The sequence below is a fragment of the Streptomyces sp. NPDC056296 genome (assembly GCF_042268605.1).
GTDB lineage: Bacteria > Actinomycetota > Actinomycetes > Streptomycetales > Streptomycetaceae > Streptomyces.
Map to the genome: position 1 here is coordinate 1 of NZ_JBHJRX010000083.1, position 18,595 is coordinate 18,595.

The window sequence follows — 18,595 nt, forward strand, 5'->3', positions numbered from 1 at the left end:
GGACCCGAGAACCACTACAAGGGCTGCACCCATATCACCAGCCGAAACGCCGCAAGTTGCACTGCCGATCGAACCCCTAACCGAACGGCATTGCCCCTAGGGGTACCTCCGTACTACGGCCTGGGGAGGGTTCGTACCGACGGAGGACGAGACGGGCCCGGTGGCGTCCTTAATCTGGCCTTACGCCGCTGGGGGGCGGCGAACCGGACCCGCGGGGGTGGGGTTTTCCCCAGCAAAAGAGTGCGCTGAACACCAGCGCGGTCGACCTCCGGTTCCGGCCAGACTCTTCGACGTAGCAGGACGACGCACGCACGACGGCACCACGTTCACCTGGTCTACCGGTACCGCTCAGCGCCCGCCGGCGACACCGGTGGCGCATCTGATGACCGACATAGGAGACTTGACATGACATCGGCCGTAAGTATTCCCACGCACGGGGGCACCGGAGGGCGTACGGCCGTTGCCGCGCGAGCTCGACAGGTCGTGAAGGCGTACGGATCGGGCGAGACCCGGGTGGTCGCCCTCGACCACGTGGACGTGGACATCGCCCGCGGCCAGTTCACCGCGATCATGGGGCCGTCGGGGTCCGGCAAGTCCACGCTGATGCACTGCCTGGCCGGCCTGGACACCGTCTCCGGCGGGCAGATATACCTCGACGAGACCGAGATCACCGGCCTGAAGGACAAGAAGCTCACCCAGCTGCGCCGGGACCGGATCGGCTTCATCTTCCAGGCGTTCAACCTGCTCCCGACGCTGAACGCGCTGGAGAACATCACGCTGCCCATGGACATCGCCGGGCGCAAGTGCGACCGCGCGTGGCTGGACCGGGTCGTGGAGACCGTGGGACTCGCCGGGCGGCTGAAGCACCGGCCGACCCAGCTCTCCGGCGGCCAGCAGCAGCGGGTCGCGGTGGCGCGGGCACTGGCCGCGCGGCCCGAGATCATCTTCGGTGACGAGCCGACCGGAAACCTCGACTCGCGCGCCGGCGCCGAGGTACTGGGCTTCCTGCGCCGGTCGGTCACCGAACTGGGCCAGACCATCGTGATGGTCACCCACGACCCGGTGGCCGCCAGTTACGCGGACCGGGTGCTGTACCTCGCCGACGGCCGGATCGTGGACGAGATGCACAAGCCGACCGCGGACGCGGTCCTGGACCGCATGCTGCGCTTTTCTGGGGGACACCCCCAGACCCCCAACTTCGACGCCCGGGGGCGCACGTCATGACCGTCGTCAAGACCTCGATGCGCAACTTCCTCGCGCACAAGGGCCGTATGGCGCTCTCGGCGGTGGCGGTGCTGCTGTCGGTGGCGTTCGTCTGCGGCACCCTGGTGTTCACGGACACCATGAACACCACCTTCGACAAGCTCTTCGCGGTCACCTCATCGGACGTGACGGTCATGCCGAAGGAGGCCAAGAGCGACGACGCCCCGCAGAACGGCGTGCCCGAATCGCTGCCGGCGTCCGCACTGGAGCGGGTCCGGGCGGCCGAGGGCGTCAAGTCGGCCGAGGGCATGGTCAGTTTGATGAACGTGACCGTCGTCGACAGTGACAACGACAACGTGGGCGCGACCAGCGGCGCCCCGACGATCGCCGGCAACTGGACGAAGAACGACCTCCGGTCGATGGAGATCACCTCCGGGCACGCCCCGCGCGGGCCCACCGAGCTGATGGTCGACGCCGACACCGCCGACAAGCACGACCTGAAGCTCGGTGACGAACTGCGCACCATCTCGCAGACCGGCGACTTCAAGGCCGAGATCGTCGGCATCGCGTCCTTCACGGTGACCAACCCCGGTGCCGCCGTCGTCTACTTCGACACGCCCACCGCCCAGCGCGAACTGCTCGGCGCCACCGGTAAGTTCACGCAGCTCAACGTCGCCGCCGCGGCCGGTGTCTCCGACGCACAGCTCAAGCAGAGCGTCACCCAGGTCATGGACGGCACCTACAAGGTGCAGACGGCGAAGGAGAACTCCGACGAGAACCGCAAGGAACTCGGCGAGTTCCTGAACGTCATCAAGTACGCCATGCTCGGCTTCGCCGGAATCGCGTTCCTGGTCGGCATCTTCCTGATCATCAACACCTTCTCCATGCTGGTCGCCCAGCGCACCCGCGAGATCGGCCTCATGCGGGCCATAGGCTCCTCCCGCCGACAGGTCAACCGCTCGGTGCTGGTCGAGGCCCTCCTCCTCGGCATCGTCGGCTCGATCCTCGGCGTCGCGGCCGGTGTCGGAATCGCCGTCGGTCTGATGAAGCTGATGTCGGCGGCGGGGATGAACCTCTCCACCGACGACCTGACCGTCAAGACGGCGACCCCCGTGGTCGGCCTGGTCCTCGGCATCGTGGTCACCGTCCTGGCCGCCTACCTGCCGGCCCGCCGCGCCGGCAAGATCTCCCCGATGGCAGCCCTGCGCGACGCCGGTACGCCGGCCGACGGCAAGGCCGGCTGGATACGCGGCCTGATCGGCCTGGTCCTCACCGGCGCCGGCGCCGCGGCCCTGTTCACGGCGGCCGCCGCCGACAAGGCGAGCGAGGGTTCGCTGATGCTCGGCGCGGGCATCGTGCTGTCCCTCATCGGCTTCGTCGTCATCGGCCCGCTGCTCGCGGGCTTCGTGGTCCGGGTGATCAGCGCGGTCCTGCTGCGGGCCTTCGGCCCGGTCGGCCGCCTGGCCGAGCGCAACGCCCTGCGCAACCCGCGCCGCACCGGCGCCACCGGGGCCGCCCTGATGATCGGCCTCGCGCTGGTCGCGTGCCTGTCCGTCGTCGGCTCCTCCATGGTCGCCTCGGCCACCAGCGAGCTGGACAAGACCGTCGGCGCGGACTTCATCGTCCAGGGCAACCAGCGGATCGTGCCGCAGGCCGAGAAGGCGATGCAGGACACGCCCCACCTGGAGCACGTCACCCGCTACAAGATGCTCGACGCCACGCTGACCTCGCCCGACGGCAAGAAGGACGACGACGGCGTAACGGCCGCCGATCCGACCTACGCCGAGGACGTGAACCGCGCGACGACCGAGGGCAAGCTCTCCGCCGCCTACGGCACCGACGCCATGTCGGTCGGCGCGGACTACGCGAAGAAGCACGGCGTGCACGTCGGCGACACGATCTCCGTCGCCTTCAAGGGCGGCGAGACCGCCGAGCTCAAGGTCGCCGCGATCACGGACGACGACGTGGCCATCGACCAGGGCGCGCGGTACATCAGCATCGAGACGATGCGGAAGTACCTGCCGGCGGAGAGTATCCCGCCGAACACGATCATGTTCGCCAAGGCCGAGGACGGCAGGAGCGACCAGGCGTACGCGGCGCTGAAGAAGTCGCTGGACGCGTACCCGCAGTACCAGGTGGCCGACCAGACCGACTACAAGCAGGAGCTGAAGGACCAGGTCGGCCAGCTGCTGAACATGGTCTACGGCCTGCTCGCCCTGGCGATCATCGTCGCGATCCTCGGTGTGGTGAACACGCTGGCGCTGTCGGTGGTCGAGCGGACCCGCGAGATCGGTCTGATGCGGGCGATCGGTCTCTCCCGCCGCCAGCTGCGTCGCATGATCCGCATGGAGTCCGTCGTCATCGCCCTCTTCGGTGCCCTGCTCGGCCTGGGGCTGGGCATGGGCTGGGGCGCCACGGCGCAGAAGCTGCTCGCCCTGGAGGGCCTGAACGTCCTCGACATCCCCTGGCCGACGATCATCGGCGTCTTCATCGGCTCGGCCTTCGTGGGCCTGTTCGCCGCCCTGGTCCCGGCGTTCCGGGCGGGCCGCATGAACGTCCTGAACGCCATCGCGACGGAGTAGCACCCGACAGCCACCGCACACGGGGGTTGCGGGGGAACGCCCGGCACCGAAAGTCCTACGGGACTTCCGGCGCCGGGCACTTTTCCGTCCGCGCCGGGGGTTCCGCGCCCGCCGGCCTTTTCCGTCCGTTCGAGGGGTTCCGCGCCCGCCGGCCTTTTCCGTCCGTTCGAGGGTTCCGCGCCGCTGGCCTCATCCCTCCGTCCGGGTGTCCGCGCTGGCCCTCTCCGTCCGTCCCGCAGGCTCCGCGCCGGGTTGTTTCCGTCCGTCCGGGCGCTCCGCGCCGGGTCCTTTCCGGCCGTCCGAGGCGGCCGTCGCCCCGAGGGTCCCCTTTCGGCCGACCGAGTCGGGTGGTGGGGTGGGCAAAGGCCGGGGGTCCAGGGGGCGGAGCCCCCTGGTACGGCCACCGTGGCGCCGGCCACCACGCACCCGGCGTCATCCACAGGCTCCGACACCGGCCCGCGCAGCGTCGTACGCTGGACACCCCCGGCCCTCACACCGCCGGGGCACTCGTGTTGTCCACCCCAGCACCCGCACCCCGCACCCCGCACCCCGCACCCCGCACCCCGCACCCCAGGACGGAAGCGCCCCCTCCATGAGCCTGCACGGTCTGCTCGACGCCGTAGTCAAGGACACCGCCCTCGCGGAAGCGATCTCGGCGGCCGCAGACGGCAACCGCATGCACGTCGACCTGGTCGGCCCGCCCGCGGCCCGCGCCTTCTCGGTCGCCGCGCTGGCCCGCGAGACGAGCCGCACCGTACTGGCGGTGACCGCGACGGGACGCGAGGCGGAGGACCTGGCCGCCGCCCTGCGCTCCCTGCTGCCCCCGGAGGGCGTCGTGGAGTACCCCTCCTGGGAGACCCTCCCGCACGAGCGCCTCAGCCCCCGCAGCGACACCGTCGGCCGCCGCCTGGCCGTCCTGCGCCGCCTGGCCCACCCCCGCCCCGACGACCCCGAGACCGGCCCGGTCTCCGTCGTCGTCGCCCCCGTACGCTCCGTGCTCCAGCCCCAGGTCAAGGGCCTCGGCGACCTGGAGCCGGTCGCCCTGCGCTCCGGCCAGAGCACCGACCTGAACGAGATCGTCAAGGCCCTGGCAGCCGCCGCGTACGCGCGCGTGGAGCTGGTGGAGAAGCGCGGCGAGTTCGCCGTGCGCGGCGGCATCCTGGACGTCTTCCCGCCGACCGAGGAGCACCCCCTCCGCGTCGAGTTCTGGGGCGACGACGTCGAGGAGATCCGCTACTTCAAGGTCGCCGACCAGCGCTCCCTGGAGGTCGCCGAGCACGGCGTGTGGGCCCCGCCCTGCCGCGAGCTGCTGCTCACGGACGACGTGCGGGAGCGCGCCCGGGTCCTCGCCGAGGACCACCCCGAGCTGGGCGAACTGCTCGGCAAGATCGCCGAGGGCATCGCCGTCGAGGGCATGGAGTCCCTGGCCCCCGTCCTCGTGGACGACATGGAACTGCTGCTGGACGTGCTGCCCAAGGGCTCCATGGCGCTCGTCTGCGACCCGGAGCGAGTGCGGACGCGCGCCGCCGACCTCGTGGCGACGAGCCAGGAGTTCCTTCAGGCGTCCTGGGCGGCCACTGCGGGCGGCGGCGAGGCGCCGATCGACGTGGACGCGGCCTCCCTGTGGTCCATCGCGGACGTCCGGGAGCGGGCCCGCGAGCTGGACATGATGTGGTGGTCGGTCTCGCCGTTCGCCGCCGACGACGCGCTGGACGACGCCGACACCCTCAAGCTCGGCATGCACGCCCCCGAGACCTACCGCGGCGACACCGCCAAGGCGCTGGCCGACACCAAGGGCTGGCTCGCCGACGGCTGGCGCGCGGTCTACGTCACCGAGGGCCACGGCCCGGCCGCCCGCACCGTCGAGGTCCTCGGCGGCGAGGGCATCGCGGCCCGCCTCGACAACGACCTCGGCACCCTCAGCCCTTCCGTCGTGCACGTCTCCTGCGGCTCGATCGACTACGGCTTCGTCGACCAGGCGCTCAAGCTCGCCGTGCTCACCGAGACGGATCTGACCGGGCAGAAGGCCGCCGGCCGCGAGGGTGCCCGGATGCCGGCCCGGCGCCGCAAGACCATCGACCCGCTCACCCTGGAGGCGGGCGACTACATCGTCCACGAGCAGCACGGTGTGGGCCGCTACATCGAGATGGTCCAGCGCACCGTGCAGGGCGCCACCCGCGAGTACCTGGTCGTGGAGTACGCCCCCGCCAAGCGCGGCCAGCCCGGCGACCGCCTCTACATCCCCACCGACCAGCTGGAGCAGATCACCAAGTACGTCGGCGGCGAGGCCCCCACCCTGCACCGCCTGGGCGGCGCCGACTGGACCAAGACCAAGGCCCGTGCGAAGAAGGCGGTCAAGGAGATCGCCGCCGACCTGATCAAGCTCTACAGCGCGCGGATGGCGGCACCCGGGCACGCGTTCGGCGCGGACACCCCCTGGCAGCGCGAGCTGGAGGACGCCTTCCCCTACGCGGAGACCCCGGACCAGCTCACCACCATCGCCGAGGTCAAGGAGGACATGGAGAAGACCGTCCCCATGGACCGCCTGATCTGCGGCGACGTCGGCTACGGCAAGACCGAGATCGCGGTCCGCGCCGCCTTCAAGGCCGTCCAGGACGGCAAGCAGGTGGCCGTACTCGTGCCGACGACCCTGCTGGTGCAGCAGCACTTCGGGACGTTCGGCGAGCGGTACGCCCAGTTCCCGGTGAACGTGCGGGCGCTGTCCCGCTTCCAGACCGACACCGAGTCGAAGGCGACCCTGGAGGGTCTGCGCGAGGGCTCGGTGGACATCGTCATCGGCACCCACCGCCTCTTCTCCTCCGAGACCAAGTTCAAGGACCTCGGTCTGGTCATCGTCGACGAGGAGCAGCGCTTCGGCGTCGAGCACAAGGAGCAGCTGAAGAAGCTCCGGGCCAACGTCGACGTCCTGACCATGTCCGCCACACCCATCCCGCGCACCCTGGAGATGGCGGTCACCGGCATCCGCGAGATGTCGACGATCACCACCCCGCCCGAGGAACGCCACCCGGTGCTGACCTTCGTCGGCCCCTACGAGCAGAAGCAGATCGGCGCCGCCATCCGCCGCGAGCTGCTGCGCGAGGGCCAGGTCTTCTACATCCACAACCGCGTCGAGTCCATCGACCGCGCGGCGGCCCGGCTGCGCGAGATCGTCCCCGAGGCGCGCATCGCCACCGCCCACGGCCAGATGTCGGAACAGGCCCTCGAACAGGTCGTCGTCGACTTCTGGGAGAAGAAGTTCGACGTGCTGGTCTCCACGACCATCGTCGAGTCCGGCATCGACATCTCCAACGCCAACACCCTCATCGTCGAGCGCGGCGACAACTTCGGTCTCAGCCAGCTGCACCAGTTGCGCGGCCGGGTCGGCCGAGGCCGGGAGCGAGGCTACGCGTACTTCCTCTACCCGCCGGAGAAGCCGCTGACCGAGACCGCGCACGAGCGGCTCGCGACCATCGCCCAGCACACCGAGATGGGCGCGGGCATGTACGTGGCGATGAAGGACCTGGAGATCCGCGGCGCCGGCAACCTGCTCGGCGGCGAGCAGTCCGGCCACATCGCGGGCGTCGGCTTCGACCTGTACGTGCGGATGGTCGGCGAGGCCGTCGCCGACTACCGGGCCTCCCTGGAGGGCGGTGTGGAGGAGGAGCCGCCGCTGGAGGTCAAGATCGAGCTGCCGGTCGACGCGCACGTCCCGCACGACTACGCCCCCGGCGAGCGGCTGCGGCTCCAGGCGTACCGGTCCATCGCCTCCGCCAACAGCGAGGAGGACATCAAGGCCGTACGCGAGGAACTCGTCGACCGCTACGGCAAGTTGCCGGAACCGGTGGAGAACCTGCTGCTGGTCGCGGGCCTGCGCATGCTCGCGCGGGCGTGCGCCGTCGGCGACATCGTGCTTCAGGGCAACAACATCCGCTTCGCGCCCGTGGAGTTGCGCGAGTCCCAGGAACTGAGGCTCAAGCGGCTCTACCCCGGCAGCGTCATCAAGGCGGGCGCCCACCAGGTCCTCGTACCCCGCCCGAAGACCGCGAAGGTGGGCGGCAAGCCGCTGGTCGGGCGCGAGCTGCTCGGCTGGGTGGGGGAGTTCCTGACCTCGATCCCGGGTGCGTAGCCACCCGCTCGCCCGCTGAAGAAGCCGTCCGAGAAGCCGTCCGAGAAGCCGTCCAGGAAGCCGTCCAGGGAGCCGTCCACGGAGCCGTCCAAGAAGCCGTCCACGGGGACAGGCCCATGGACGGCTTCGAGGTGCGGGAGTGCGCTACTGCTGGTCGGGGCCGCCCCGCTCGCGCCCGAAGCCGAGTTTGCCCTCGGCCTGCTGCTGCGCGGCGTCGACCTGCTTCTCGTGCTTGCCACCGGTCCTCTTGTTGACCTGTTGCTCGGCGGCGTCGGACATCTTCCTTGACCTGTCCTTGTCCTTGCCGGCCATGCTCTTCATCTTGTCGAGGATGCCCATGCAGAGCTCCTTCCGAGGCGTGACTCACTGTCGACCGTACGACAGATATGCCCCACATGCCCAATAAAGCCCAATATGGTCTGGACCTCTGCGTCGCTACGGTGATACCGGCGAACGGCAAGGGGAGGGCACGCATGAGGCGGCACAGCAGGATCCGTACCGGTTGGGCCGCGGTCGCGGCCCTTGCCCTGACCCTGGTCACCGGATGCGAGGGCCTCGGGGGCGAGGGCGACGGCACCTCGTCCGCGGGCGGCGGCGCCGAGGCGCCGACCGCGGGACAGGCCGTCAGCCCGCTGCGCAACCCGGACGGAACCGACCCCGGCCTCGCCCCGGTCACGGGCGACCCGAACGAGGCGACGGCCCGGGGGCTCATCGAGGGCCTGAAGACCAAGGGACGCGGCCCCAGGACGGGGTACGACCGCGACGAGTTCGGCTACGCCTGGATGGACTCCGCCGACGGCGTGCCGCTCGCCCGGAACGGTTGTGACACGCGCAACGACCTCCTCCGGCGCGACGGCCAGGACCTGCGCTTCCGCTCCGGCTCCGACTGCGTGGTCGTCGCCATGACGCTGGACGATCCGTACACCGGCACGACCATCGAGTGGCGCAAACAGGAGGCGAGCGAGGTCCAGGTCGACCACGTCGTCCCGCTGTCGTACAGCTGGCAGATGGGCTCCTCGCGGTGGGCGGAGAGCAAACGCGAACAACTCGCGAACGACCCGCTCAACCTGCTCCCCGTCCAGGGCCGCGCCAACTCCGCCAAGCGGGATTCGGGTCCGGCCTCCTGGCTTCCGCCCGCCAAGCCGATCCGGTGCGCGTACGCCGTCCGCTTCGCGCAGGTCGCCGCCAAGTACGAACTGGCGGTCACCGCACCGGACCGGGAGACGATGCTGCGGCAGTGCGGCGGCTGAAGCGGCCCCGGGGAGCGCCGGCGAAATCCGCTGTCGGTCCGTCGGGCCTCCTGCCTACGGTGACCCCATGGAGCTGAAGGTATCGAGCCTCGCCGAGCGCCCGGAGATGCTGGACCGGGTCCGTGAAATGGCGGACACCTGGCCCGCGTTCGCGGTCGAGGACCTGTCGGGCAACGCCCACTACCCGCGCATCGCCGTCGAACTGCCCGAGTACGTGCAGTTCGCCGAGGACGAGCACGGCGAGGTCGTCGCCCACGGCCACAGCGTGCCGTTCGCCCTGCACACCGAGGAACGCGGCACGCTGCCCGCGCGGGGCTGGGGCGAGGTGCTCGTCTGGGCCTTCGGCGACCTGCGCCGCGGTGTCCCCACCGACACCGTCAGCGCCATCTCCGTCACCGTCGCCCCGCATGCCCAGGGGCTCGGCCTGTCCGGCCGGATGCTCGCCGCCATGCGCGACAACGCCCGCGCCCGCGGCTTCCGCGAGGTCGTCGCCCCCGTCCGCCCCAGCGCCAAGCATCTCGAACCGCACGCCCCCATCGAGGAGTACGCCCGGCGGCTGCGCCCCGACGGTCTGCCCCACGACCCCTGGCTGCGCGTCCACGCCCGGGCCGGCGCCACCCTCGACTCCGTGGCTCCGGCCTCCATGACCGTCTCCGGCTCGCTGGACGAGTGGCGGCGCTGGACGGGACTGCCCTTCGACACCGCCGGGGACGTCGAGGTCCCCGGCGCCCTGGTGCCGGTGCGCTGCGAGCCGGAGCGCGGATACGCGGTGTACGTCGAGCCGAACGTGTGGATGCGGCACCCGCTGTGACCCGCGCCGGGTGAGGGCGGCGGTCAGAAGTTGCCGTTGCCGAGCAGTTCGCCGTCGGCGTCGTACACGGTGACGAGGCCGTTCTCACTCTGCTTCCAGTCGGCGAACGCGGAGGCGATGAGGTTGGCGGGGCCGGTGCCCTCGCCCATGATGCCGCCGGTGAAGTCGGTGTAGACATCGGCCGCGTCGAGGATGTCGTTCTGCTCCTCGGCGCCCTGGACCTTGGTGACGTGCGAGACGGCGTCCTGCTCCGCGGCCGTTCCGTTCTTCTGCACGAACGCCTTGAACTGCTCGGCCTGGGAGGCCTTCTCGACGGCCTTGTCCTCGGCGGGCTTGGCGTCCGCCTTCGCGTCGGACTCGCCGTCCGCCTTCGCGTCGCCGGGCTTCTCGTTCGCGCCGGCGGAGGTCCGGCTGTCGCTCTTGCCGTCGCCGCCCCCGTCACCGGAGTTCGCCGACACCGCGCCGATGACGACGAGACCCACCACGGCGCCCAGCGCGACCTTGGTCTTCATACCCATGACTGTGTCCCCTCCCAATGCGGCGACCGCCACATCAGGCGGTCGCTCGTTCGCGAGGTCAATAAGAACAGACAGTGTGAACCGAGTCAACCAGATTCACAGGGAAGAATGTGTACACGCGCGTGAATCGATCTGAACCTGCTTACGTCGGTATGCTCGCCGTCACACAAAGGGACGAGGGGAGCCGCGCGGTGCAGGACAACGCGACAGAAGTGACCGCCGCCGGGATCGCGAGGCTCGCCGGTGTCGGCCGGGCCGCCGTGAGCAACTGGCGCCGTCGGCACGCCGACTTCCCCAAGCCGGTCGGCGGCACCGAGACCAGCCCCTCCTTCGCCCTCGCCGAAGTAGAGGGCTGGCTGCGCGAGCACAGCAAACTCGCCGAGGTCCCCCTGCGGGAACGGGTCTGGCAGCAACTCGTCGGCCACCCCGAGGGCCCGGTCACCGCGCTCACACACGCCGGCTGCGTCCTGCTGCTGATCCACGACCGCCCCACGCTCTGGCTGGAAGTGAGCGACGGTTCCGACGAACGGCTCGCCGCGATGCTGCCGGAGGCGCTGGACCAGGTACTCACGCCGCGCTTCGGGGCCGCGGCGCGCCGCGGGAGCGCGGGGAGCGCCGCCACCGGTTCGGCCGCAGGGGCGTCGGCCCCTGTGAACACCGCCCCCGACGGCCGCGCGGCCACCGCCGTTCACACCCCCGCCCTCGACACCCCCACCGGCCCCGCCGTCCTCCCCTCGGCCCCCCTCCTCCGTGGCACGGCCGAACTGGCCGCCGAGCTCGGGGCCCGGCAGACCTTCGAGTTCCTGCTCGGCCGGCACCTCGACGCCAACCCCCGCCAGTACACGCTCACCCCCGCCGACCTGGCCGGCCTCATGGCGGACCTCGCCGGCCCCGCCCGCACCGTCCTCGACCCCGCCTGCGGCACCGGCGCCCTCCTGCGCGCCGCCGCGCCGGACGGCCCCGCGCCCCGCCCCGAGCAGACCGACCAGCGGCTGTACGCGCAGGACGGCGCCACCGACCTCGCCGCGCTCACCGGACTCCGGCTCGCCCTGCACACCCGGGCCGGCGTCCGCGCCGCCGCCGGCGACACCCTGCGCGCCGACGCCTTCCCCGAGCTGCGCGCCGACGCCGTCCTGTGCCACCCGCCGTTCAACGAACGCAACTGGGGCCACGACGAACTCGCCTACGACGCCCGCTGGGAGTACGGCTTCCCGGCCCGCACCGAGTCCGAGCTGGCCTGGGTGCAGCACGCGCTCGCCCGCCTGCGGGACGGCGGCACGGCCGTCCTCCTCATGCCGCCCGCCGCCGCCTCCCGCCGTTCCGGCCGCCGCATCCGCGCCGACCTGCTGCGCCGGGGCGCGCTGCGGGCCGTGGTCGCGCTGCCCGTCGGCGCGGCACCGCCGTACAACATCCCGCTCCACCTGTGGGTGCTGCGCCGGCCCGAGAAGGCACCCGCGCAGCCCGAGGTGCTGCTCGCCGACGTGGGGCGGTTCGCCGGCGAGGGGCGCGGCGGACCGGACTGGCGGGCCGTGCGGGACGCCGTACTCGACGCCTGGCGGGACTTCGACCGCGCCGGCCGCCTCGACGACCGGCCGGGCCTGGCCCGCTCCCTGCCCGTCATCGAGCTCCTCGACGACGACGTCGACCTCGCCCCCGCCCGCCACCTGCCGCCCCCCGCGCCCGCCGACGGCGCCGGACGGCTCACGGACGTACGCGAGCGCCTCGGCCGGACCCTGCGCCTGACCGCCGACCTCACCCCCGCGGCCGCCGACACCACGCAGCCCGCGCCCCGCTGGCCGCTCACCACGGTCGGAGAACTCGCCCGCGGCGGCGCCCTGGTACTGCGCACCGGCGGAAACGGCGGCCACGCGCGCGTGCCGGTACTCACCGACCACGACGTACTCGCCGGCACCGCCCCCTCCGGCACCCTCCCCGAGAGCGAAGAGGAAGCCGTACTGACCGAACCGGGCGACGTCGTCGTCCCGGTACTCGGCGGCGGCTCCGTCGCGCGGGTGATCGACGACGCCACCGCGGGCGCCGCCCTGGGGCGCAGCCTCGTCCTCCTGCGGCCCGACCCCACCGCGCTCGACCCCTGGTTCCTCGCCGGGTTCCTGCGCGGCACCGCCAACAACCGGCAGGCCAGCAGCTACGCCTCCACCGCCACCCGCCTCGACGTCCGCCGCCTCCAGCTCCCCCGGCTCCCGCTCGACGCCCAGCACCGCTACGGCACCCGCTTCCGCGCCCTCGACGAGTTCGAACAGGCGCTCAGGCTCGCGGGCCGCCTCGGCGAGCAGCTCGTACGCGGGATGTACGACGGACTCACGGACGGCACGGTGACACCCGGTCGATGACCTGCCGGTGATCGGTACGGCAACGGTTCGGTACAACCGGGGACCACTGTCGGCCCCGGCCTATACGCTCGGACTTTCACGCCGAACGGCCCCGTTCGCCCGTTCGTCCGTTCGGCACGTCGGCATCATCGTCCAGGAGCAGTCATGTACGGCAACAGCGCCGCCGGGCGGCCGCCCTCCCGCGGGGCGGCCACCGTCATCACCCTGCGCGTGCTGTTCGCCGCCGCGGGCTTCCTGACGTGCGGTCTGCTCGCCTGCGTCCCGCTGTTCCGGATCGCCGTGCTGCGCGGCCGAGGGCTCGACTGGACCGTGGCCTGGCTGAGCCTGCCGGCGTCCATCGGCTGCCTCGCCGTGGTCGGTTCGCTGCCGGAGGGCGACCGCCGGACGGACGTCGCCATGGCCGCCCTGCTGCTGATCGGAGCGGCGGCCAGCGCGTACTTCCTCGTGTTCGACATACGCCTGCACGCCGCACCGAGGCAGTTCACCGGCTACGCCCCGCCGCCGGGGGCCCCTGTCGCCCACTACGGCCCGACGCACCCCGCGGGACCGTACGCACCCACGCTCGTCCCGCAGCCCCCGCACACCCCGGCCCCGCAGCCCGCGCACCCCGGCTTCCAGACGCCCCGGACACCGATGCACCAGGCACCGGTCTCCCAAGCACCGCTCTCCCAGGCACCGGTGACCCAGACACCCGTGCCCCAGACGCCCGTGCCCCAGGGCCCCGCTCCCACCCCGCCGCCCCAGCACCCCACCCCCGCCCGCATCGACCAGGTCCGCGCCGAGCTCGACGAGCTCAGCGACTACCTGCGCAAGCACGACGGCAATGGCAATGGCAATGGCAACGGCAACGGCAACCACGAGGGCGGACGGTGACCGTGGCGACAGGACGTGTCGTCGCCGACCGGTACGAGCTGTCCACCCTCATCGGCCAGGGCGGCATGGGCCAGGTCTGGACGGCGTACGACCGGCGCCTCGACCGGCGTGTGGCGGTGAAACTGCTGCGCCCCGACAAGGTGGCCGGCCAGGAGGCCGACGAACTGCGCCGCCGGTTCGTGCGCGAGTGCCGGGTGACCGCACAGGTCGACCACCCCGGCCTCGTCACCGTGCACGACGCGGGCAGCGAGGGCGAGGAGCTGTTCCTCGTCATGCAGTACGTCGACGGCGCCGACCTCTCCGACCACCTCGCCGAACAGGACCCGTACCCCTGGCAGTGGGCCGTCGCGGTGGCGGCCCAGCTGTGCGCCGTCCTGAGCGCCGTGCACGCCGTGCCGATCGTCCACCGCGACCTCAAGCCGCGCAACGTGATGGTGAAGCAGGACGGCACCGTCACCGTCCTCGACCTCGGTGTCGCCTCCGTCATGGACGCCGACACCACCCGCCTCACTCACACCGGCACCCCCATAGGCTCGCCCGCCTACATGGCGCCCGAGCAGGCGATGGGCGGCGCGGTCGGCCCGTACACCGACCTGTACGCACTCGGCGTACTGCTGCACGAACTGCTCAGCGGAGACGTCCCGTTCGCCGGTTCCACCGCCCTCGGCGTGCTCCACCGGCACCTGTACGAACCGCCGCTGCCCGTGCGCCGCATCCGCCCCGAGGTCCCCGAGGCGCTCGAAGCCCTGGTCCTGCGCCTGCTCGCCAAGGACCCCCAGCACCGCCCCGCCTCCGCCCAGGAGGTCTACGAGCACCTGGCGCTGCTGCTGCCCGCGCGCGGCATGCCCACGGGCGGGCCCCTCGACCCCACCCGCCCCTTCGTCCGCCCGCACGCCCCCTGGCCCGACCGCGCACGCACCCCCGCGCCCCAGCCGGCCCCCGTACCGCCCGCCGCCGAGGCCGAGAAGCCGGACGTCGCACGCGCCGTCGACGACGTCAAGCGCCTCCTCGGCGAGGGCCGCATCACCCAGGCCGTCGACATCCTCGGCGCCATCCTGCCCGCCGCCGCCGAACAGCACGGCGAACGCTCCCCGGTCGTCCGCACCCTGCGCAGGCAGTACGCCGCCACCCTCATGGACGACGGCCAGTACCGGCGCGCCCTGCCCGAGCTGCGCCGCCTGGCCGACGAACGCGCCGCCGAGGCGGGCCAGGCCGACCCGCAGTCCCTGCGCCACCGCTACGACGCCGCCCAGTGCCTGGAACAGCTCGGCGAACCGGCCGCCGCCCTCGCCGAGTACCGCGCGCTGCTGCCGTACTACGAGAACCAGTACGTCGCCGGCGACCCCGACCTCGCCCACGACGTCCGCCGCCGCATCGGCCACCTGCTCCTCGCCCTCGGCGACCGCGCCGCCGCCCACGAGACACTGGCCCGGCTGCTGCACGACGTGGAGCGCCTGCACGGCCCCGGCCACCCGCTCGCGGCCGAGATCCGGCGCACCCTGCAGTGGCTCGGCCAGGTACGCGGCTGACGACCACCACCCCGGCCGGGGCGCGGCGGTGCCCGAAGTCCTGGTGAATCGTTGGTCGAATGGGTTGGCCAGAGCCGGGCCACTGCCTACCATCGATCATCGCAAGACTTTGTGCACCGTCGCACAATCTCCAACGGGAGGTTCACTTGCACCGCCGCCGTCGCACCGCGCTCCTGTTCACCGCCGCGATCGCCGCCGCGGCGCCCCTGCTCACCGCGTGCGGCAACGACGCGCACCCGGGGGCCGCGGCCGTGGTCGGCGACCAGCGGATCACCGTCGCCCAGCTGGAGAACCGCGTCGACGAGGTACGCGACGCCCAGCGGGCCGCCGTCCCGGACGACGACCAGTACCAGCAGGTCGTCGCCCGCACCGGCACCCTCACCCGCGACACCCTGCACGGCATGGTCCTCGACCGGGTCCTGCACCGCGCCGCCCAGGACGCGGGCGTGAGCGTCAGCCGCAGGGAAGTGCAGGAGATGCGCGGCGGCCTGGAGGAGCAGGCGGGCGGCGCCAAGGAGCTGGAGACCGTCTGGCTGCAGCAGTACGGCGTCCCGCCCGAGCGCCTCGACGACAACCTCCGCCTCCAGCTGGAGGCCCAGAAGCTCGCCGAGAGCCTCGGCACCGACACCAGCCGCCCCGAGTTCTGGGAGGCCCTGTCCAAGGCCTCCGAGAAGCTCGACGTCGACCTCAACCCGCGCTACGGCGCCTGGGACGTACAGAAGAGCAGCCGCGTCGACACCAAGGTGCCGTGGGTGCGGGAGGTCACGGCGGCGCGGACCCAGCAGACGGCGTAACGGTCCTGCGGGGGGCGCTCCGCCGCCCCCTGTGGACAACTCACGGGGCTGTCGGCCGCGTGCGTTACGTTCTGATCGTGAACGCAACCACCGCCGACACCACCCCCGGCACCGCCCCCGACCCCGGCCGCGTCGTCCTGCTCACCACCAGCCACCGCGTCGCCCCCGGCCTGCTGTCCTGGCCCGCCTGGCAGGCCCTGCGCACCGCCGACCGCGTGCTGTGCGCCGACGGCGCGCACCCGCAGCTGCCGTATCTGCGCGAGGCGGGCATACGGGTCGACGAGACGGCCCCGACCGCCGAGGAACTGGTCGCCGCCTGCACCGGCGGCCACACCGTGGTCGTCGTGGCGACCGGCGAGGGCGACCCCGCCCTCACCGACGGCCTTGCCCGCCTCGCCGGATCCGGCCGCGTCCACATGCCGGACCTGGAGCTGCTCCCCGCCTCCTACGACCTCCCGGGCGCCCGCCTCCTCGACCTCGTCCAGGTCATGGACCGCATCCGCGCCGAATGCCCCTGGTCCTCGCAGCGCACCCACAAGGGCCTGGCCAAGTACGCCATCGAGGAGGCGTACGAACTCGTCGAGGCGATCGAGGACGGCGACCGCGACGAACTCCGCGAGGAACTGGGCGACGTACTCCTCCAAGTCGTCTTCCACGCCCGCATCGCGGAGGAGGACCCCGACGCGCCGTTCTCCGTCGACGACGTGGCCGGCACGATCGTCGCCAAGCTGATCCACCGCCACCCGCACGTCTTCGGCGAGGAGACGGCGTCCACCCCCGAGGAGGTCAGGGAGCACTGGCTGCGCACCAAGGCGGCCGAGAAGCAGCGCACCTCGGTCACCGAAGGCGTCCCCCTCGGCCAGCCAGGCCTCGCCCTCGCCGCCAAGCTCGCCTCCCGGGTGCGCACGGCGGGCCTCCCGGTCCCGCTGCCCGCAGGCGAGGGCATCGGCTACGAACTGCTGGCCCTGGCGGCCCGCGCCGAGGCCGACGGCACGGACCCGGAGGCGGCACTGAGAGCGGCGGCACGGGCGTACCGGGACGCGATCAGGGAGGTCGAGGCAGCCGAGGGCTGAGCCGGTCAGACAGCAGTGAACCGCACCGGGAGGTCACGCAGCCCTCGCATGATGAGCCCGCCCCGCCAGCGCAGGTCATCAGGATCGGTCGCCAGCTCAAGATCGGGAAGGCGCCGTAGCAGGGTCTCCAGAGCCGTACGGCCTTCGAGGCGGGCGAGAGGCGCGCCGAGACAGTAGTGGATGCCGTGTCCGTATCCGAGGTGCTGGTTGTCACGACGGTTCAGGTCGAGGGTGTCCGGTTCGCCGAAGCGCGCCGGATCGCGGTTCGCGGCAGCGAGGACTACGAGTACGGGGTCCCCCGGGGCGATGCGCTGCTGCCCGATGACGAGTGGTGCGGTGGCGAAGCGCCAGGTGGCCAGTTCCACGGGCCCGTCGTAGCGGAGCAGTTCCTCGACGCCGCTGTCCAGCAACGCCGTCTCACCCCGCTTGATCGATTCCTGCAGTCGAGCCCGTTCCCGAGGGTGGTGCATTAGCGTGTACACGCCATTGCCGATGAGGTTGATGGTGGTCTCGAAACCTGCGAACAGAAGCACGAAGCACATCGCGGCGGCCTCGTTCTCGGTGAGATGTTCGCCGTGGTCGGAGGCCCGGATCAGGCCCGAGATCAGATCATCGCCGAGGTCGTCGCGCTTGCGGTGGATGAGCTCGGCGAGGTAGGCGCGAATCTTCTTGACGGAGCGCGCCACGCCGCCACGCTGTCCTCCGCCATGGCGGATCATCATGCCTGCCCAGTCGCGCAGGTCGTGCTGATCCTCGCGGGGAACGCCCAGCAGGTCGCAGATCGCGTAGATGGGGAGAGGGAAGGCGAAGTCGTGAATGAGATCTGCCTCGCCCCGTGAGGCGAAACCGTCGATGAGGTCGTCCGTCAGCTCCTGTACCCGGGGGGCGAATTCCGCGATGCGCCGCGGCGTGAACGCCTTGGAGACGAGACGGCGCAGGCGCGTGTGGTCCGGCGGGTCGATGTTGAGCAGGTGCGTCATGAGATTGGCGCTGCGCTCACCTGGAATGCCGGTCTTGCTCTTCCCTTTGGCGTCTTCGGCGTGATGCTCGGGATTCTTCGAGAGCCGACCGTCGGCGAGAGCCTCGCGCGCGTCGCTGTAGCGGGTCACCAGCCATGCCTCGACCCCGCTGGGCAGTTTCGTCCAGTGGACGGGGGAGTGTCGACGCAGCCAGGCGTAAGCCGGATACGGGTCGGTGGCGAACTCCCAGGTGAAGAGTTCGGGGGCGGAGCTCGGGACGTTCACGGTACGACCGTAACGGGATCGGACGGCTCCTGTGCCCGTGGCGGCAGAGAGAAGAACCGATACATCGTGACATAGGTGATGAGTAGGAGATTCTCCTGTTTGTCGGTGTCCTCTCACCGTGGGGCGTTAGATTCCTGCTAAACGCAAGGGGCCCCAGAGCTGGCCAGAGCTCCGGGGCCTTGCCAGCCGTGAAGGGGCTGACGTGTTCAAAGCTATCGCCATGGCCGCGCCCGCGGCCAAC

General features: G+C 71.7%; 13 protein-coding genes. 10 read left to right on the forward strand and 3 right to left on the reverse strand.

The window, feature by feature from the left end; all coding sequences use genetic code 11:
* The first annotated feature begins 405 nt into the window (after positions 1-405).
* The 3 genes from ACFCZF_RS37425 to mfd all read left to right on the forward strand — a co-directional run bounded on the left by ACFCZF_RS37425 (position 406) and on the right by mfd (position 7,911).
* Complete coding sequence (locus tag ACFCZF_RS37425) at positions 406-1,224, forward strand: ABC transporter ATP-binding protein (protein ID WP_376675457.1); 819 nt, start codon at positions 406-408, stop codon at positions 1,222-1,224.
* Positions 1,221-3,785 (forward strand): ABC transporter permease, encoded by a 2,565-nt coding sequence (locus ACFCZF_RS37430; protein ID WP_376675458.1) that lies wholly within the window; start codon positions 1,221-1,223, stop codon positions 3,783-3,785. Before ACFCZF_RS37425 ends, ACFCZF_RS37430 begins: the two co-directional genes overlap by 4 nt.
* 592 nt (positions 3,786-4,377) lie before the next feature.
* Positions 4,378-7,911 carry a transcription-repair coupling factor gene (gene mfd / locus ACFCZF_RS37435; protein WP_376675459.1) on the forward strand — a complete coding sequence of 1,178 codons (3,534 nt, stop codon included), beginning with the start codon at positions 4,378-4,380 and terminating at the stop codon, positions 7,909-7,911.
* 144 nt (positions 7,912-8,055) lie between these two features.
* Here mfd and ACFCZF_RS37440 read toward each other — a convergent pair whose 3' ends face one another.
* A complete protein-coding gene (locus ACFCZF_RS37440; RefSeq protein WP_121747470.1) occupies positions 8,056-8,250 on the reverse strand; it encodes an antitoxin in 195 nt (64 codons plus the stop codon).
* A gap of 134 nt (positions 8,251-8,384) precedes the next feature.
* On the opposite strand from ACFCZF_RS37440, the gene ACFCZF_RS37445 reads away from it, so the two are divergent.
* Together ACFCZF_RS37445 and ACFCZF_RS37450 are read left to right on the forward strand one after the other, a co-directional pair.
* On the forward strand, positions 8,385-9,161 hold the full coding sequence (locus ACFCZF_RS37445) for an HNH endonuclease family protein (RefSeq protein ID WP_376675460.1): 777 nt from the start codon (positions 8,385-8,387) through the stop codon (positions 9,159-9,161).
* Positions 9,162-9,228: 67 nt separating this feature from the next.
* Complete coding sequence (locus tag ACFCZF_RS37450) at positions 9,229-9,972, forward strand: N-acetyltransferase (RefSeq protein WP_376675461.1); 744 nt, start codon at positions 9,229-9,231, stop codon at positions 9,970-9,972.
* Positions 9,973-9,995: 23 nt separating this feature from the next.
* Here ACFCZF_RS37450 and ACFCZF_RS37455 read toward each other — a convergent pair whose 3' ends face one another.
* Positions 9,996-10,490, reverse strand: a complete 495-nt coding sequence (locus ACFCZF_RS37455; RefSeq protein ID WP_375908916.1) for a hypothetical protein — start codon at positions 10,488-10,490, stop codon at positions 9,996-9,998.
* Between the two features lie 191 nt (positions 10,491-10,681).
* Here ACFCZF_RS37455 and ACFCZF_RS37460 point away from each other — a divergent pair, with 191 nt between their 5' ends.
* The 5 genes from ACFCZF_RS37460 to ACFCZF_RS37480 all read left to right on the forward strand — a co-directional run bounded on the left by ACFCZF_RS37460 (position 10,682) and on the right by ACFCZF_RS37480 (position 17,110).
* Positions 10,682-12,841 carry an N-6 DNA methylase gene (locus ACFCZF_RS37460; protein WP_376675462.1) on the forward strand — a complete coding sequence of 720 codons (2,160 nt, stop codon included), beginning with the start codon at positions 10,682-10,684 and terminating at the stop codon, positions 12,839-12,841.
* Between the two features lie 144 nt (positions 12,842-12,985).
* On the forward strand, positions 12,986-13,714 hold the full coding sequence (locus ACFCZF_RS37465; protein ID WP_376675463.1) for a hypothetical protein: 729 nt from the start codon (positions 12,986-12,988) through the stop codon (positions 13,712-13,714).
* 38 nt (positions 13,715-13,752) lie between these two features.
* Positions 13,753-15,243: a serine/threonine protein kinase PkaE gene (gene pkaE, locus ACFCZF_RS37470; RefSeq protein ID WP_376675472.1), complete on the forward strand. Its 1,491-nt coding sequence runs from the start codon at positions 13,753-13,755 to the stop codon at positions 15,241-15,243.
* 146 nt (positions 15,244-15,389) lie between these two features.
* Complete coding sequence (locus tag ACFCZF_RS37475) at positions 15,390-16,037, forward strand: SurA N-terminal domain-containing protein (protein WP_376675464.1); 648 nt, start codon at positions 15,390-15,392, stop codon at positions 16,035-16,037.
* Positions 16,038-16,114: 77 nt separating this feature from the next.
* The gene (locus ACFCZF_RS37480; protein ID WP_376675465.1) at positions 16,115-17,110 is read left to right on the forward strand and encodes a nucleoside triphosphate pyrophosphohydrolase; all 996 of its coding nucleotides are present in this window, start codon (positions 16,115-16,117) and stop codon (positions 17,108-17,110) included.
* A gap of 5 nt (positions 17,111-17,115) precedes the next feature.
* Here ACFCZF_RS37480 and ACFCZF_RS37485 read toward each other — a convergent pair whose 3' ends face one another.
* Positions 17,116-18,354, reverse strand: a complete 1,239-nt coding sequence (locus ACFCZF_RS37485; protein WP_376675466.1) for a cytochrome P450 — start codon at positions 18,352-18,354, stop codon at positions 17,116-17,118.
* Positions 18,355-18,595 lie beyond the last annotated feature (241 nt).

Coding starts and splice junctions, on each gene's coding strand:
- ACFCZF_RS37425 (WP_376675457.1), top strand. CDS start 406: ATGACATCGGCCGTAAGTATTCCCACGCACGGGGGCACCGGAGGGCGT.
- ACFCZF_RS37430 (WP_376675458.1), top strand. CDS start 1,221: ATGACCGTCGTCAAGACCTCGATGCGCAACTTCCTCGCGCACAAGGGC.
- mfd (WP_376675459.1), top strand. CDS start 4,378: ATGAGCCTGCACGGTCTGCTCGACGCCGTAGTCAAGGACACCGCCCTC.
- ACFCZF_RS37440 (WP_121747470.1), bottom strand. CDS start 8,250: ATGGGCATCCTCGACAAGATGAAGAGCATGGCCGGCAAGGACAAGGAC.
- ACFCZF_RS37445 (WP_376675460.1), top strand. CDS start 8,385: ATGAGGCGGCACAGCAGGATCCGTACCGGTTGGGCCGCGGTCGCGGCC.
- ACFCZF_RS37450 (WP_376675461.1), top strand. CDS start 9,229: ATGGAGCTGAAGGTATCGAGCCTCGCCGAGCGCCCGGAGATGCTGGAC.
- ACFCZF_RS37455 (WP_375908916.1), bottom strand. CDS start 10,490: ATGGGTATGAAGACCAAGGTCGCGCTGGGCGCCGTGGTGGGTCTCGTC.
- ACFCZF_RS37465 (WP_376675463.1), top strand. CDS start 12,986: ATGTACGGCAACAGCGCCGCCGGGCGGCCGCCCTCCCGCGGGGCGGCC.